The organism is Dactylosporangium sp. CS-047395 (assembly GCF_050942185.1).
Classification (GTDB): Bacteria; Actinomycetota; Actinomycetes; order Mycobacteriales; family Micromonosporaceae; genus Dactylosporangium.
In genome coordinates this window covers 1,471,508-1,486,432 of record NZ_CP192015.1, presented here as the reverse complement: position 1 = coordinate 1,486,432, position 14,925 = coordinate 1,471,508, and the positions used below count along the sequence as shown (strand labels likewise).

The 14,925-nt window shown below is 73.5% G+C and carries 11 protein-coding genes; 2 read left to right on the top strand and 9 right to left on the bottom strand.

All coding sequences use genetic code 11. The features are described from left to right. Positions 1-72 precede the first annotated feature (72 nt). From ACQP00_RS06895 to ACQP00_RS06855, 9 genes are all read right to left on the bottom strand, one after another. Entirely contained in the window at positions 73-3,054 is a 2,982-nt protein-coding gene (locus ACQP00_RS06895) for an FtsX-like permease family protein (RefSeq protein ID WP_433215986.1), read from the bottom strand. Positions 3,055-3,151: 97 nt separating this feature from the next. Next, positions 3,152-4,825, bottom strand: a complete 1,674-nt coding sequence (locus tag ACQP00_RS06890; RefSeq protein WP_433215984.1) for an acyl-CoA mutase large subunit family protein — start codon at positions 4,823-4,825, stop codon at positions 3,152-3,154. 164 nt (positions 4,826-4,989) lie between these two features. After that, on the bottom strand, positions 4,990-5,664 hold the full coding sequence (locus tag ACQP00_RS06885) for an Asp23/Gls24 family envelope stress response protein (protein ID WP_433215981.1): 675 nt from the start codon (positions 5,662-5,664) through the stop codon (positions 4,990-4,992). A 157-nt stretch (positions 5,665-5,821) separates the two neighbouring features. Continuing rightward, on the bottom strand, positions 5,822-6,475 hold the full coding sequence (locus ACQP00_RS06880) for an ATP-binding cassette domain-containing protein (protein WP_433215978.1): 654 nt from the start codon (positions 6,473-6,475) through the stop codon (positions 5,822-5,824). Beyond that, complete coding sequence (locus tag ACQP00_RS06875; RefSeq protein WP_433215975.1) at positions 6,472-7,326, bottom strand: ABC transporter ATP-binding protein; 855 nt, start codon at positions 7,324-7,326, stop codon at positions 6,472-6,474. Before ACQP00_RS06875 ends, ACQP00_RS06880 begins: the two co-directional genes overlap by 4 nt. Beyond that, positions 7,323-7,616, bottom strand: a complete 294-nt coding sequence (locus ACQP00_RS06870) for a hypothetical protein (RefSeq protein ID WP_433215972.1) — start codon at positions 7,614-7,616, stop codon at positions 7,323-7,325. Before ACQP00_RS06870 ends, ACQP00_RS06875 begins: the two co-directional genes overlap by 4 nt. Beyond that, complete coding sequence (locus ACQP00_RS06865; protein WP_433215969.1) at positions 7,613-10,657, bottom strand: FtsX-like permease family protein; 3,045 nt, start codon at positions 10,655-10,657, stop codon at positions 7,613-7,615. Before ACQP00_RS06865 ends, ACQP00_RS06870 begins: the two co-directional genes overlap by 4 nt. 45 nt (positions 10,658-10,702) lie before the next feature. After that, positions 10,703-11,665: a methylmalonyl Co-A mutase-associated GTPase MeaB gene (gene meaB, locus ACQP00_RS06860; protein WP_433215966.1), complete on the bottom strand. Its 963-nt coding sequence runs from the start codon at positions 11,663-11,665 to the stop codon at positions 10,703-10,705. A 38-nt stretch (positions 11,666-11,703) separates the two neighbouring features. Beyond that, complete coding sequence (locus ACQP00_RS06855) at positions 11,704-12,891, bottom strand: acetyl-CoA C-acetyltransferase (RefSeq protein WP_433215963.1); 1,188 nt, start codon at positions 12,889-12,891, stop codon at positions 11,704-11,706. A gap of 74 nt (positions 12,892-12,965) precedes the next feature. Here ACQP00_RS06855 and mce point away from each other — a divergent pair, with 74 nt between their 5' ends. Beyond that, on the top strand, positions 12,966-13,433 hold the full coding sequence (mce, locus tag ACQP00_RS06850; protein ID WP_433215960.1) for a methylmalonyl-CoA epimerase: 468 nt from the start codon (positions 12,966-12,968) through the stop codon (positions 13,431-13,433). A 125-nt stretch (positions 13,434-13,558) separates the two neighbouring features. Beyond that, a complete protein-coding gene (gene ccrA / locus ACQP00_RS06845; protein ID WP_433215957.1) occupies positions 13,559-14,908 on the top strand; it encodes a crotonyl-CoA carboxylase/reductase in 1,350 nt (449 codons plus the stop codon). Positions 14,909-14,925 lie beyond the last annotated feature (17 nt).

The window sequence follows — 14,925 nt, the reverse complement described above, 5'->3', positions numbered from 1 at the left end:
CAAGCTCCGGCGTCGACGCGATCGCCGAACTGTGCCCCCGGTGAGCGGCTCTTCCGCTCCGCTCCAGCCCGCTCACGGCGCGCTCCATCCGTCGGCGAAGTAGGGCAGGACGTCGCCGATGTAGGCGCGCAGGACGGCGGCCAGTATCAGGCCGAACAGCAGCGAGGCGATGGCCAGCACGAGGTACCCCTCGATGCCGACGCGGCGGATGAGCGCGGCCGGCGCGCCCTGGTGCCGCAGCGCCCCCAGCTCCTTGGCCCGCGGCCGGCGCTCGACGGCCCCGACCACCACCGCCGCGCCGATCGCCAGGGCCAGCCCGACCACCGCCGACAGCAGCATGAACTGCAGGGTGAGCGGCGGGCCGAAGGAGGCGTAGCGCTCGGCCGTGCCGTCGATCGACTCCTCGCCCAGCACGATGATGCCCTGGTCCCGCAGCGACGTCGTGATGCTCGCGGGCGCGGACGCGTTGAGCCAGACCTGCAGCGACTCGCCGGCCCCGAAGTCGGCGCCGAGCCGGTCGGCGTACTCCAGGTCGATCAGCACGCCCCGGGTCCCCAGCCGCGGCAGCGCGGTCGCGGTGCCGGCGATCTGCTCGGAGATGGAGACCGAGCCGTAGTTGACCCGCTGGTCGCCGACGAGCCGCGGTTGCAGCTTGGTGGCCCGGATGCTGGCGAGCGGGGCGGGGGTGTCCAGCGGGTACACCCCGGGGTCACTGATGCCGCCGGACCGGATCGGCGCGACGGTCAGGTGCAGCCCGTCGTCGACCGGCGTGACGATGAGGTTGGGCGGGTTGCCGTTGACCCCCAGCCGCCACCGCGTCCGGTCGCTCAGCATGTCCTTGCTCAGCACCGGCTGCCCGGCCGCGGTCATGCCGTGCAGGACGACGTCGATGCCCGGCCGCGCCGCGAAGAAGATCTTCTGGTCGGTGGTGGTCTGCAGGACCTGCAGCGAGCTGAGCCGGCAGCCGGGCGCGGCCGCGCACTCGGGCACCGCCGCCTGCACCGTCCGGCGCCCCTCGGCCAGCGGGCCGATGCGGGCCGCGACCCGCGCGCCCTTCGCGTTGGCGAAGACGACGTCGAGGAACGCCACCCGGTTCGCGTCCTCGTCGGAGAAGTGGGTGGTGAAGTCGACCGCCAGCTCGCCGCCGGTCATCGTGACCGGCGCGGGCGCCTGCGGGTGCAGGATCTCGGCGGTGCGCTCGGCGCTCGGGCCGTACTCCGGGCGCCAGGTCGCCACCTTGGCCAGCCGCGGACTGTCCACGAGCAGGACCCGGTCGGAGGCCGAGCGGATCGACTCGACCGCGGCCATCGCGTGCTCGCCGGTGGGATCGGCCGTGCGGACGGCGTTGAGCAGCTGCAGGCGGTTCTCGGCCCGCACCGTGAGCACCTTGTCCGCGCCGACCTCGAGCTGGGCCCGGGTCTCGCCCGCGGTCCGCCCGGAGTTCCAGGTCAGCGCCGAGGTGACCAGCAGCGCAACGGTGGCGATCATCAGCGCGGCGAGGCGGTGCACGCCCGGGCGGCGGGCCAGGTAGATCGCGGTCAGCGCGCGGGCGGGGCGGCCGTGGCGCAGCGCGCCCTCGACCATCCGGCTCGCCGAGAACGTGATCAGGCGCGCGGCCACGAGCGCGAAGGCCAGCGCGGCCAAGCCGGGCGCGAGTAGCGCGAGGCCCGCGGCGTCGCCCGAGGCGCGGCTCTTGACCTGGTACACGGCGACCACCGCGAGCACCACGAACAGCAGGTCGAACAGGTCGCGCCAGATGCGGCTGCGCGCGGACGCCTGGCGCAGCAGCTCCGAGACGCTGGAGGAGAGCGCGCGGCGCTCGGCCAGCAGCGCGGCCAGCAGCGCGCCGAGCACGGCCAGCGCGGCCGCCCCGACCGAGAGCGAGGCCGCCTGCGCGTTGACCGCCGAGTCCTTGATGACGCCGGTGACCGCGGTCGCCGCGACGTAGCCGATCGGCAGGCCCAGCACCGCGCCGAGCAGCATCGGCAGCGCGCTCTGGCCGCTGACCAGGGCCCAGGTGCGCAGGCGGGTGGCGCCGCGCAGCTTGACCAGGCCGATGTCGGGGCGCCGTTCCTCGCCGGTGTACTTCACCGCCAGGTAGAGCGCGAACCAGCACAGCACGAGCAGTTGGAAGGCACCCACCGGTACACCCAAGGAAACCAACTGCCGGTCCCGCTCGACCTTGTCGATGGTCGCGGGCAGCTGGGTGTTGAGCGTGAGCCGGTTGTTGCCGGCGGCCACGGTCGCGCCCGCGAGGCTGGAGCTGACGTCCTCGGGCGCGTTGTCGACGAGCAGCGAGGGCTGGGCGACCATGTCGACGATCGTGCGGACCGTCATCCCGGTCAGGCTCTTGTCGAACAGCGCGGGCGCGGCCAGCAGGGCGTCGTCGACCGGCTCGGTGATCTCCGGCGGCGCGCTGGTCGGCAGGTCCTTGGCCACGAGCTGCTCGTTGCTGCTCCAGAACGGGGCGGCCGGGTCGTCCGGTCGGTACACGCCGACAACCTTGAGCTGCAGCGGCTTGGTGAGGTTCAGCGCGGAGTAGGTGATCGTGTCGCCGGCCTTGACCCGCAGCCAGTGCGCGGTGCGGTAGCTGACCGCGACCTCGTCGGCCGCGCTCGGGCAGCGGCCCTCGAACGTCGCGCGGTCGCACGCCCCGCCGCGGAAGGCGAGCTGGGAGTCGGTGGTGTGCACGTCGGTGCCGCCACCCTTGGCCTCCTGCGCGCTGCCCGTGCCGCCGGTGCCGGCCGTGCCGGTCAGATACGCCTCGGTGTACGTCACGAAGCCCGACAGCCCCACGATGCGCTGGGTCAGGTCGGACTGGGCGGCGAGATGGGCCTCGACCGACCCACCCTCGACGGGACCCTCGCCGATCGTTTCCAGCGACCGCTCCTGGATCGGAGCGTTGTCCACGTGCCGGGTGGCGATCCGTTCCGTCGAGGCCAGCACGTACCAGGGCGCGGCCGCCGCGGCCGCCGCGGCAAGGGTGCTGAGCAGCACCAACGTCAGCGCCTGGACGCGCCGGGCCCGCAGCGCGGCGAGCACGAGTGCCAGCAAGGCCCCTCCCCCGTTGGTCAAGGTCGTCGTAGGAAGACCAGCGGGGGACGGAACCGGTTGCGGTCTTGTATTGCGGTTCGGTAACGCAGGCGTGACGTCAGAACCGGGCGGGTTCCCGGTAGATGCCCCACTCCTCCTTGAGCGCGCCGCAGATCTCGCCGAGCGTCGCCTCCGCGCGCGCGGCGTCGAGCATCGCCGGGATCATGTTCTCCCCGCCGCGAGCGGCCGCGACCATGGCCTCGAGCCGGGCCTTGACCAGCGCGTTGTCCCGCTCGGCGCGACGCTGCCCGAGCAACTGCTTCTGCTCGACCTCGACCTCGTGGGAGACGCGCAGGATGTCCAGGTCGCGGGTGAGCGAGCCGGTGTGCACGTTGACCCCGACGACGCGCTTGTCGCCCTTCTCCAGCGCCTGCTGGTACACGAAGGCGGCATCGGCGATCTCCGACATGAACCAGCCGTCCTCGATCCCGCGCAGGATGCCCGCGGTGATCGAGCCGTCCGAACCCATGTCGCGGATGCGCTGGAAGATCGCCTCGGCCTCGGCCTCGATGCGGTCGGTGAGGGCCTCGACGTACCAGGAGCCGCCGAGCGGATCGGCGACGTTGGTGATGCCGGTCTCCTCCATGAGCACCTGCTGGGTGCGCAGCGCGATCTCGGCCGCCTCGTCGGTGGGCAGCGCCAGCGTCTCGTCCAGCGCGTTGGTGTGCAGCGAGTTGGTGCCGCCGAGCACGGCCGAGAGCGCCTCCACGGCGGTGCGCACCACGTTGTTGTACGGCTGCTGCGCCGTCAGCGACACGCCTGCGGTCTGGGTGTGGAAGCGCAGCCAGAGCGCCTTCTCGCTGGTCGCGCCGTACACGTCGCGCAGCCACCGGGCCCAGATCCGCCGCGCCGCGCGGAACTTGGCGATCTCCTCGAAGAAGTCGATGTGCGCGTCGAAGAAGAAGCTCAGCCCGGGCGCGAACGTGTTGACGTCGAGCCCGCGCGACTGCCCCAGCTCGACGTAGCCGAAGCCGTCGGCGAGCGTGAACGCGAGCTCCTGCGCGGCGGTGGAGCCGGCCTCCCGGATGTGGTACCCGGACACCGACAGCGGCTTGTAGCGCGGGATGTGCTTCCCGGTGTACTCCATGAGGTCACCGATGAGCCGCAGGTGCGGCTCGGGCGGGAACAGCCACTCCTTCTGCGCGATGTACTCCTTGAAGATGTCCGTCTGCAGGGTGCCGTCCAGCCGCGACAGGTCGGCGCCCTGGCGCTCGGCGGCCACGAGGTACATGCAGAACACCGGCACCGCCGGCCCGGAGATCGTCATGCTCGTCGTCACGTCGGCCAGCGGGATGCCCTCGAACAGCACGTCCATGTCGGCCGCGGAGTCGATGGCGACGCCGCAGTGGCCGACCTCGCCCAGCGACTGCGGCTCGTCGGAGTCGCGGCCCATCAGCGTGGGCATGTCGAAGGCGACGCTGAGCCCGCCGCCGCCCGCTTCGAGCAGCATCTTGTACCGCGCGTTGGTCTGCCGGGCGTTACCGAACCCGGAGAACTGGCGGATCGTCCACGTGCGGCCGCGATAGCCCGTCGGATGCAGGCCGCGGGTGTACGGGTACTCCCCCGGCCAGCCGATACGCTCGAAACCAGGTACGACGGCGCCCTCGGGCGGGCCGTAGACGGGCTCGACCGGCGAGCCGGACAGCGTGGTGAAATCGGCGTCGCGCTTGCGGGCCTCGTCGTAACGGCGCTGCCACCGCGCGCGCCCGTCGGCGATGTCGTGGGCGTCCATACCATGATGCTAGCGGCCCACCTGAACGATCGCTAAGGTCCGTGCCTGAACGCGGGCTTTGCGCGGGTGCTACGTAGGCCGAGGCCCGCACCGAAGCGCGGGCCTTGCGGGGTGCCACGCGGGCTGAGGCCCGCACCGGAGCGCGGGCCTCGCGGGGGTTGTTGCTACGCGGCGGGCTTGGGCTCTTTGTCCTCGTCGCTCACGTGCACGTCGTCCACGACGATGTCCACCGCGGTGACCTCGAGCCCGAGCAGGTTCTCGACCGAGCTGATCACCTGGGCGCGCACCTTCTCGGCCACCGAGTACACGACGTAGCCGTACTCGATCACCAGCGTCACCCGCACGGTCGCGGTGCGTCCTTCGAGGCGCACGGAGACGCCCCGGTTGCCGTTCTCCCGCTCGTCGTCGCCGAGCCCGATCCGGTCCCGCACGGCCGCGAACACCCGCGCGACGTCGCCGCCCAGGTCGTACACGCCCTCAACCTTGCGCGCCGCGATCCCGGCGATCTTCTCGACCACCTCGTCGGCGATGGTCGTGCTGCCCCGCTCGGCGGCCAGCTCCGCGTTGTTGCGCAGCCGGTCGACGACCTGCGAGGCAACCCGCCCGGACGCGGCCGCCGTGTTCGCCGCGAACTCCCCGACCTTGTCCGCCGCCCCGCTCGCGAACGTGCTGACCTTCTCGGCCGCCTCGTCGAAGCGCGACTGCTCCTGCACGGGCGCCCCGGCCTGGGCCGGCACGACCGCCCCCGACGCCGGCTCAACGGTCGACAGCGCGTCGCCGGTCATGTCGGGATCGTCAATGTCGGTCCGAGCGGGAAACCCCGCCGTGGTCTCGCTCATGTCGCTCTCCCCATCGTCCCCAGGTCTGAAAACGAGGCGAGCGTACTCGCGCTCCGCCACGCCGGGCAGGGGCCAGCTTCGTATTTGACTTCGGACAAACGAGAGCGCGGCCGGGCCATGGGGGCCCGGCCGCGCTGCGGTGCTTCGTCGCCGGACCTCAGCCGCGGACCAGCTGGGCCGCGCCGTCGGAGAGGTGCAGCTCCCGGTCGCAGGCCGCGGCCGCCTCCGGGTCGTGGGTGGCGAAGACGACCGCCGCGCCGCGACGCGCCTCCTCCTGCAGCAGCTCCATCACCTTCTGCCGGTTGGTGGCGTCCAGCTCGCTGGTGACCTCGTCGGCGAGCAGCACGTCGCCGTGCAGGGCGATGCCCCGCGCGATGGCCGTGCGCTGCTGCTGGCCGCCGGAGAGCTCCTCGACGAGCTGGTCGGCCTGGCCCGCGAGGCCGAGCCGCTCCAGCGACGAGACCGTCGCGCGCCGCGCGTCCGCGGGGGCCGAGCCGCCCGCGATCATGGCGACCTGGATGTTCTCCTGGGCGGTCAGGATCGCGGCGAGGCCGTTGTCCTGCGGGATCAGCACCACGCGCTCGGACACGGCGTGGTCGCGGTCGCGCAGTGGCGTCGCGTCGACGCTCACGACCCCCTCGGCCGGGCGGAGCAGCCCCGCCATCGCCCACAGCAGCGTCGTCTTGCCCGCGCCCGACGGCCCGGTCACGGCCAGGATCTGACCCGGCGAGACCACAACGGACACGTCGCGCAGGACCGGGTGGTCCCGCTCGTACGCGACCGTGACCCCCTCGACCGTCAGCGTCTTCACTGCACACCCTCCACGTTGGCTCGAGCGGGGACCAGCAGCACCGTGCCGTCGGGCTGGGGCTCGACGCCCACCAGCGTTCCCGGCGGCAGCATGCGCAGCACGTCCTGCGGCAGATGCACGGTACCGTCGCGACCCACGACCGCGTAGTCCTCTCCGCGCCGGCCTTCCGCCCCGACCCGGCCGTCGCGGATGGTGACCGTCCGGCCCATGCGGCGCCCAACGTCCGGGTCGTGGGTCACGACCACCACGGTCGTGCCCGCCCGGCGGACGGCGTCGAGGGCCGTGAGGACCTCGTCGCGCGCCCGGGTGTCGAGCTGGCTGGTCGGCTCGTCCGCGAGCAGCAGGCCCGGCCGTCCGGCCAGCCCCACGGCGAGCGCCAACCGCTGGCGCTCACCAGGAGAGAGTCGCTGCGGGCGCTGCCGGTTGCGTCCGCGTCCGGTCAGGCCGACCATCGTGAGCACCTCGCGCGGGTCGGGCAGCCCGCGACGCCGGTCGGCGGCCACCCCGCGCTGGGCGAAGCGGACGTTCTGCTCGGCCGTCAGGTACGGCAGCAGGTTCCGCGACGCCCCCTGCAACACGACCCCGACGTCGGCCGCGCGCATCGCCTGCAGCTCGGCCGGCGTGGCCCGCACCAGGTCGTGCTCGCCCACCGTGAGCCGCCCGGCCGACGGCGGCAGGAGCCCGGCCAGCAGCGACAGCAGCGTGGACTTGCCCGACCCCGAGGGGCCGAGCAGCGCCACCGACTCGCCGGCCGAAATGTCCAGATCCACCCCGGACAGCGCGACGACGTCGTAGCCCTCCAGCCGGTAGATGTAGACGAGCCCCCGGCACATGACCCCGAGCCCGCTCACCAGGCACCGCCCTCGACTCGCAGCAACGCCACGCCGCCCACCAACCACGGCACGGTCACAAAGCCAAACAGACGCGGCGCGGCCACACGACCTCGACCGAACAGACGCGGTCGCGCGGTCACAAGGCCAAACAGACGCGGCGCGGTCACAAGCCCGAACCGACGCGACGCGGCCGCACGACCACGATCGAACAGGCGCGGTCGCGCGGTCGCACGGCCACACAACCGCGGCGAGGTCGCGCGGCCGCGCGGGCGTGGCGCCGGCGCGGCGGTCACGAGCAGGCCGCTCACTGGGCACCGTCCTTGAGTCGCAGCGGAGTAGCGCGGCCGAGCAGGCGAAGCACCAGCGCGACAGTCACCAGCAGCCCCGCCACCGTCAGCCCGAGGGCGATCGGCAGCGCCCCCAACGCGGGCTCGTACGAGAACGACCCGGCCGGTTCGCCGACCGTCACCAGCGGCACCCCCGGCAGCATGACCAGCGCGCCGACCACGCCGGCGGCCAGGCCGACCACGAGGGGCAGGCCGAGCAGCGCGCGGTACTCCCGGAAGACCGCCCGCCGCAGCTGGCCCGAGCGCACCCCGGCGACCCGCAGCGCGGCGAGCTCGTAGAGGCGCGCGCGGACGCCGACGTAGGCGGTCAGCAGGACGACCCCGAGTGCGAGGACGATCGCCGCGGCCCCGGCCAGCAGGTACAGCCACAGCCCGAGCGCGGGCGCGCGGCGGGCCAGCCGGCCGGTGTAGCCGTCGATCGACTCGGTCGCGAGGACCTGCACGCCCTGGGCGCCGAGCCGGGCCGCGAGGTCCGCGGGGGCGCCGGCGCCGGCCCACACCTCGTAGCGCAGGTTGCCGTTGTCGGCCAGGCTCGACGTGCGCTCGGCCAGGCGCGTGGCGTAGTCGAGGTCGAACATCACCGCGCGGTGCCCGGCCCGCGGCAGGCTGTCGGTGCGGGCCGCGACGGTGAACGGCTGCGGCTGGTCGCTGAACCCGGGCAGGCTGAACGCGGCCGCGCGGGCGTCGTCGGTCGGCGCGCCCCCGGCGAGCACCGCGGGCAGCGTGTCCGGGGTGTCCACGTGCTCGACCACCGCGTCCGCGGGGTCGCTGCCGGAGACGTCGACGCCGAGCGCCGCGCCCGCGCGCACGGTCACCGTGCCGCCGGCCGTGGAGGGCCGGGCCTGCCAGCGTCCGGCGAGGTCGAAGCCGGGCGCGAGCGGGCCGCCGTCGGTGGTGAGCGAGCGTACGGCCACGGTGACCGCGAACGCCTCGCTGCCCCCGGCCGCGCGCCCGATCGCCAGGCCGATGAGCCGGCAGTCGCCGGTGCAGCCCGGGAGCGTCGCATGGTAGCTGCGGGTGCCCTTGGCCAGCGCGCCGAGCGTGACGGTGCGCGGCGGCTGCCCCGGGTTGGCCACGATCGCGGCCAGCCGCAGCGCGGGCCGGGCCGGCGGCGCGTCGGCGGTCACCTCGGCGGTGAGCTCCTTGCCCAGCCGCAGCGGCTCGGCCGCGGCCGGGTGCAGCCGCGCGGCCAGCCCGCCGACCTGCTCGCGGGTCTGCCCGCGCCACACGGCGACGTCGGCCAGCCGGTCGGCCTGCACGCCGAGCAGCTCGATGGGGGCGTTGTCGAAGCGCTGGCTGGCCCGGACCACGGCCATGGAGTGCTTGCCGGGGTCGGCCTTGGCCACCGCCACCTCCAGCGCGTCGGGGTGCGCGGCGTTGACCGTGTAGACCCGCTGGGCCCCGACGGCGTCCTCGGCGACGTCGCCACGCGCCCGCGCGGCCACGTCCCAGGCGGTCGCGGCGAAGGACAGCAGCGCGACGGCCACGGTGAGCACCACGACGAGCCGCTGCCCGCCCGGGCGCCGGGACAGCTGGGCCGCGGAGAGCAACGGCACGATCCGGCCGCGGCGGCGCGCGAGGCGCAACCGCGCGGCCGACCACAGCCCGAGCAGCCGGGCCGCGGCGATGCCGAGCACCAGGGCCAGCAGCGGCGGGGCGAGCAGGGCCAGCGGCGACGCGCGGTCGCCCACGGCGGCCACGAGGCTGGCCGCGGCGAGGGCGACGACGACGCCCTCGGCCAGCCCGGCCCGCCAGCCGCGGCGCTCGGGCACGCGGCGCAGCAGGGCCAGCACCGGGCGTCCGAGCGTGGCGCGGGCGGCGAGCAGCGCGGCGACGACGCTCGCGGCCAGGGCGATCCCGGCCGCGGCGAACACCGGCCAGCGCACCTCCGCGTCCACGCCCGGGGCCAGCAGCGCGTTCGCGGCCAGTTCGACAAGGCCCAGGCCGGCGACCAGGCCGACGGGCACGGCGGCCGCGGTGAGCAGCAGCACCTCCCCGAGGCCGAAGCGCGCCGCCCGGGACGCCGGATATCCACGCAGCTTGGCCAGCGCGATCTCCGGCCCGCGCTCCTCGGTCAGGCTCGCGACCAGCAGAAAGAGCACAAACCAACACAACAGCAGCAGCGGTACCGCGATGACGGGCGCCGTCCGCGCGATGGCCGTCTGGTCGGTGTCGATGTCGGCGAGCACCGCGGGCAGCGTGGTGGTGACCTCGAGCTCGCGGCCGCGCAGCTTGTCGCTCAGCGTGCGCAGGCTCTCCCGCAGGCCGGCCACGTCGTCCAGGCGGACCCGCTCGGCGCGCAGCGGGTACTCCAGCCGGGTCGACAACGTGGCCGAGGGCTCGGCGCGCAGGTCGTCCTCGGTCAGGCTGAACAGCGTGTCGGCGCGCTCCCCGTCGCCGTCGGAGCCGGCGCTGAAGTAGGCGGTGCGGCCCCAGTAGGCGGCGTCGGCGTCCTTCGGGGAGTACAAACCGGAGATCTTGAAGCTTTTGTCTTTGCCGGCACCCGGGGGTCCGAGGTGCACGCTGATCGAATCGCCCGGCTTGAGGTGGTGCGCGTCGGCGGTGCGCTTGCTGACCGCGACCTCGCCCGGGTTGTCCGGGCAGGCGCCGTCGATCGTGAGCTGCGCGCAGACGTCCTGGCGGTAGGCGAGCTTGGCGCCCGCCTCGGCGTAGGTGACCTCCGTGTCGATGGCCGCGACCGGGCGGTCGAGGCGCTGGTCGAGCCGGGTGTCCTGGTCGAGCGCGGCGTTCACGGCCAGCCGGATCTCGGCCAGGTCCAGGTACGCGGCGCTGTCTTTCGTGCCCTTCGCCCCGACGGTGAGCCCGGTCGCGTCGGTGGACGCGGCGGACAGGCCGTCGGTGAGGACGGACTGCTGCGCGGCTCGGCTGTACGCGGGCGTGAGGACGGCCGCCGTGGTCGCCGTGACGGCGAGGAGAAAGACCACGAACGACCGGCCCGCCCGGTACCTGATGCCGCGCAACATGACGGTCCAGGCCGTCACGTGTGCCCCCAAGTGCTGATCTAGCGGGTGGTTGACCCGCAGACACTAGCCGAGCTGGGCCAGGAGTGCGTCGGCCGCGGCGTAGGGGTCCGTGCGGCCCTCGGCCACGTCCCGGGCCAGGGTCCCGAGGGCGTCGCCGCGGCGCAGGTCCTTCATCCGCGCCCGCAGGGTGCCCAGCGCGATCGCCTCGACCTCGGCCTCCGCGCGGCGGACGCGGCGGGCGGCCAGCTCGCCGGAGTCGTGCAGGTACGCACGGTGCGCGTCGATCGCCTCGACCAGCTCGTCGATGCCCTCGCCACGCGCGGCCACGCAGCGCACGACGCGCGGGCGCCACTGACCGGGTGCCCGCTCGCCGAGGCCGATCATGCCCTGGATGTCGCGGTACGTCGCGTCCGCGCCGTCGCGGTCGGCCTTGTTCACCACGAACACGTCGGCGATCTCCAGCACGCCCGCCTTGGCCGCCTGCACCGAGTCGCCCATGCCGGGGGCCAGCAGCACCACGGTGGTGTCGGCCAGCCCGGCGATCTCCACCTCGGCCTGGCCGACGCCGACGGTCTCGACCACGACCGGGTCGCAGCCGGCCCCGTCGAGCACCCGCGCGGCCTGCGGCGTGGCCGCGGACAGCCCGCCGAGGTGGCCGCGGCTGGACATGGAGCGGATGTACACGCCGGCGTCGGTCGCGTGGTCCTGCATCCGCACGCGGTCGCCGAGGATGGCGCCGCCGGTGAACGGGCTGGACGGGTCGACCGCGAGCACGCCGACGCGGCGCCCGGCCTTGCGGAACGCCGCGACGAGCTCGTTGGTGGTGGTGGACTTGCCGACGCCGGGCGAGCCGGTCAGCCCGATGACCGCGGCCCGGCCGGTGTGCGGCGCGAGGGCCGCCGCGATCCGCGGCAGCGCCTCGTCACCGTCCTCGACCAGGCTGATCAGGCGCGCCACGGCCCGCGGGTCGCCCTCCCGGGCCGCACCGACGAGCACCGGCACGTCACGGGACCGGCGGAGGGTCACCGCTCTGACGCCCGCTTCGTCCTCGGAGCGGCCGGGGTTCACCGCTTGGGCACGCGCAGCAGGAGCGCGTCGCCCTGGCCGCCGCCGCCGCACAGGGCCGCCGCGCCCAGGCCGCCGCCGCGCCGGCGCAGCTCCAGTGCCAGCGTCAGGGCGAGCCGGGCGCCGCTCATGCCGATCGGGTGGCCGAGCGCGATCGCACCGCCGTTGACGTTCACGATGGCCGGGTCGATGCCCAGGTCGGCGGTGGACTGCACGCCGACCGCGGCGAAGGCCTCGTTGATCTCGACCAGGTCGAGGTCGGCGGTGCTCAGCCCGGCCTTGCCCAGCGCGTGCTTGATGGCGTTGGACGGCTGGCTGGTCAGCGAGTTGTCCGGGCCGGCCACGTTGCCGTGCGCGCCGATCTCGGCCAGCCACTCCAGGCCCAGCTCCTCGGCCTTGGCCTTGCTCATCACGACCACGGCGCAGGCCCCGTCCGAGATCGGCGAGGAGGTCGCGGCGGTGATGGTGCCGTCCTTGGTGAACGCCGGGCGCAGCTTGGCCAGGCTTTCCACGGTGGTCTCGGGCCGGATCTGCTCGTCGTCGGTCACCACCAGCGGATCACCCTTGCGCTGCGGGATCTCGACCGGGACGATCTCCTCCGCGAAATGCCCGTTCTTCTGCGCGGCGGCCGCCTTCTGGTGGCTCGCGGCGCCGAACGCGTCCTGGGCCTCGCGGCTGATGCCGAGCCGGGTCACGTGGCGCTCGGTCGACTCGCCCATCGACACCTGGTCGTACGCGTCGGTCAGCCCGTCCAGCGCCATGTGGTCCTTGATCGTCACGTCTCCGTACTTGTACCCCTGCCGCTGCCCCATGAGCAGGTGCGGGGCGTTGGTCATCGACTCCATGCCGCCGGCCACCACGATGTCGAACTCGCCGGCCCGGATGAGCTGGTCGGCCAGCGCGATGGCGTCCAGGCCGGACAGGCACACCTTGTTGATCGTCAGCGCCGGCACGCTCATCGGGATGCCGGCCCCGATCGCGGCCTGGCGGGCCGGGATCTGCCCGGCGCCGGCCTGCAGGACCTGACCCATGATCACGTACTGCACCTGCTCCGGCGCCACCCCGGAGCGCTCCAGCGCCGCCCGGATCGCGACCTCGCCCAGCTTGGTGGCCGGGAAGTCCTTGAGCGCGCCGAGCAGGCGCCCCATCGGCGTCCGCGCGCCGTTGACGATCACCGACTGAGTCATCGCAGCTGGCCTCCGTGGAAAGATTCACACCGCGTCGTCGCGACCTGAACGTTGGATCAGTTCAGACTATCGCCATGGAGACCTCGGCTCAGAAGTTGGATATATCACCCATCGGCATCCAGCGGATCGATCACGTCGGCATCGCCGTCGCCGACCTCGACGAGGCCATCGCGTTCTACGCCCGGGTCTTCGGCATGCGCTGCGTGCACGAGGAGACCAACGAGGAGCAGGGCGTGCGCGAGGCGATGCTCTCGGTCGGCCCGACCCCCGACGGCGGCTGCCTGCAGCTGCTCGCCCCGCTCTCGCCCGAGTCGACGATCGCCAAGTTCCTGGACCGCAGCGGGCCAGGCATGCAGCAGCTGGCCTACACGGTGACGGACGTCGATGCCGCGTGCGCGTCCTTGCGCGAGCGCGGGGTGCGGCTGCTGTACGACGAGCCACGGCGCGGTACCGCCGGATCCCGGATCAATTTCGTGCACCCGAAGGACGCCGGGGGCGTGCTCGTGGAGCTGGTCGAACCCGCTAGTGCAGTTTTTCACTAGCCCGTTCCCGACCAAGCTACCGGTCAGTAACCTCCGGCCTCAGGGATCGAGGTGTGTTGGCGGTCCCCATGGTCGCCGGCGCCTCCGCGCGGCGACCCTGTCCCCGGAGGTTAGGAGCGCCAGCGATGCAGCACATCCTCGACGCGATCATGCAGGCCGAAGGGGCCGCCGACCCCGCGGCCGAACTGCGGGCGATCGCCGGGCTGCCCGTGCCCGACAGCTACCGGGGCGTGGTGGTGCGCGCCGACGAGGCGGGCATGTTCGAGGGGCTGGAGGCGCGGGAGAAGGACCCCCGCAAGTCCCTGCACGTCCAGGAGGTGCCCACCCCCGAGGTCGGGCCCGGCGAGGCGCTCATCGCCGTGATGGGCAGCGCGGTCAACTACAACACCGTGTGGACGTCGATCTTCGAGCCGGTCTCGACCTTCGGGTTCCTTCGCCGGTACGGGAAGTTGAACGCCCTCGCCGCCCGCCACGACCTGCCCTATCACGTGGTCGGCTCCGACGCCGCGGGCGTGGTGCTCAAGGTCGGGCCCGGGGTGAGCAAGTGGCGCCCCGGTGACGAGGTCGTCGCGCACTGTCTCAGCGTCGAGCTCGAGGACGCCGACGGCCACGACGACACCATGCTCGACCCGCAGCAGCGGATCTGGGGCTTCGAGACCAACTACGGCGGCCTGGCCGAGCTCGCCCTGGTCAAGGCCAACCAGCTCATGCCCAAGCCGGCCCACCTGTCCTGGGAGGAGGCGGCCTGCCCGGGGCTGGTCAACTCGACCGCGTACCGCCAGCTCGTCTCCCACCACGGCGCGCAGATGAAGCAGGGCGACACGGTGCTCATCTGGGGGGCCTCGGGCGGGCTGGGCTCCTACGCGGTGCAGATGGCGCTCAACGGCGGCGCCACCCCGGTGTGCGTCGTGTCCAGCCCGCAGAAGGCGGAGCTGTGCCGGGCCATGGGCGCCGAGCTCGTGATCGACCGGTCCGGCTACCGGTTCTGGCGCGACGAGCACACCCAGGAGGTCGAGGAGTGGAAGCGGTTCGGGGCCGAGATCCGCGCGCTCACCGGCGGCGAGGACCCCGACATCGTCTTCGAGCACCCGGGCCGCGAGACGTTCGGCGTGAGCGTCTTCGTCGCGCGCCGCGGCGGCACGATCGTCACGTGCGCTTCGACCTCGGGGTACCTGCACCAGTACGACAACCGGTATCTCTGGATGCATCTCAAGCGCATCGTCGGCTCCCACTTCGCCAACTACCGCGAGGCGTGGGAGGCCAACCGTCTGATCGCGCGCGGACGCGTCCACCCGACCCTGTCGCGGGCGTACCCGCTGGAGCAGACCGGCCAGGCCGCGTACGACGTGCACCGCAACCTCCATCAGGGCAAGGTCGGCGTGCTGGCCCTCGCCCCGTCCGAGGGGCTGGGCGTGCGCGACCGGGAGATGCGCGCCCGGCACGAGGCGGCGATCAACCGGTTCCGGGATCGGTGATCTTTGTTTCGCCGCGT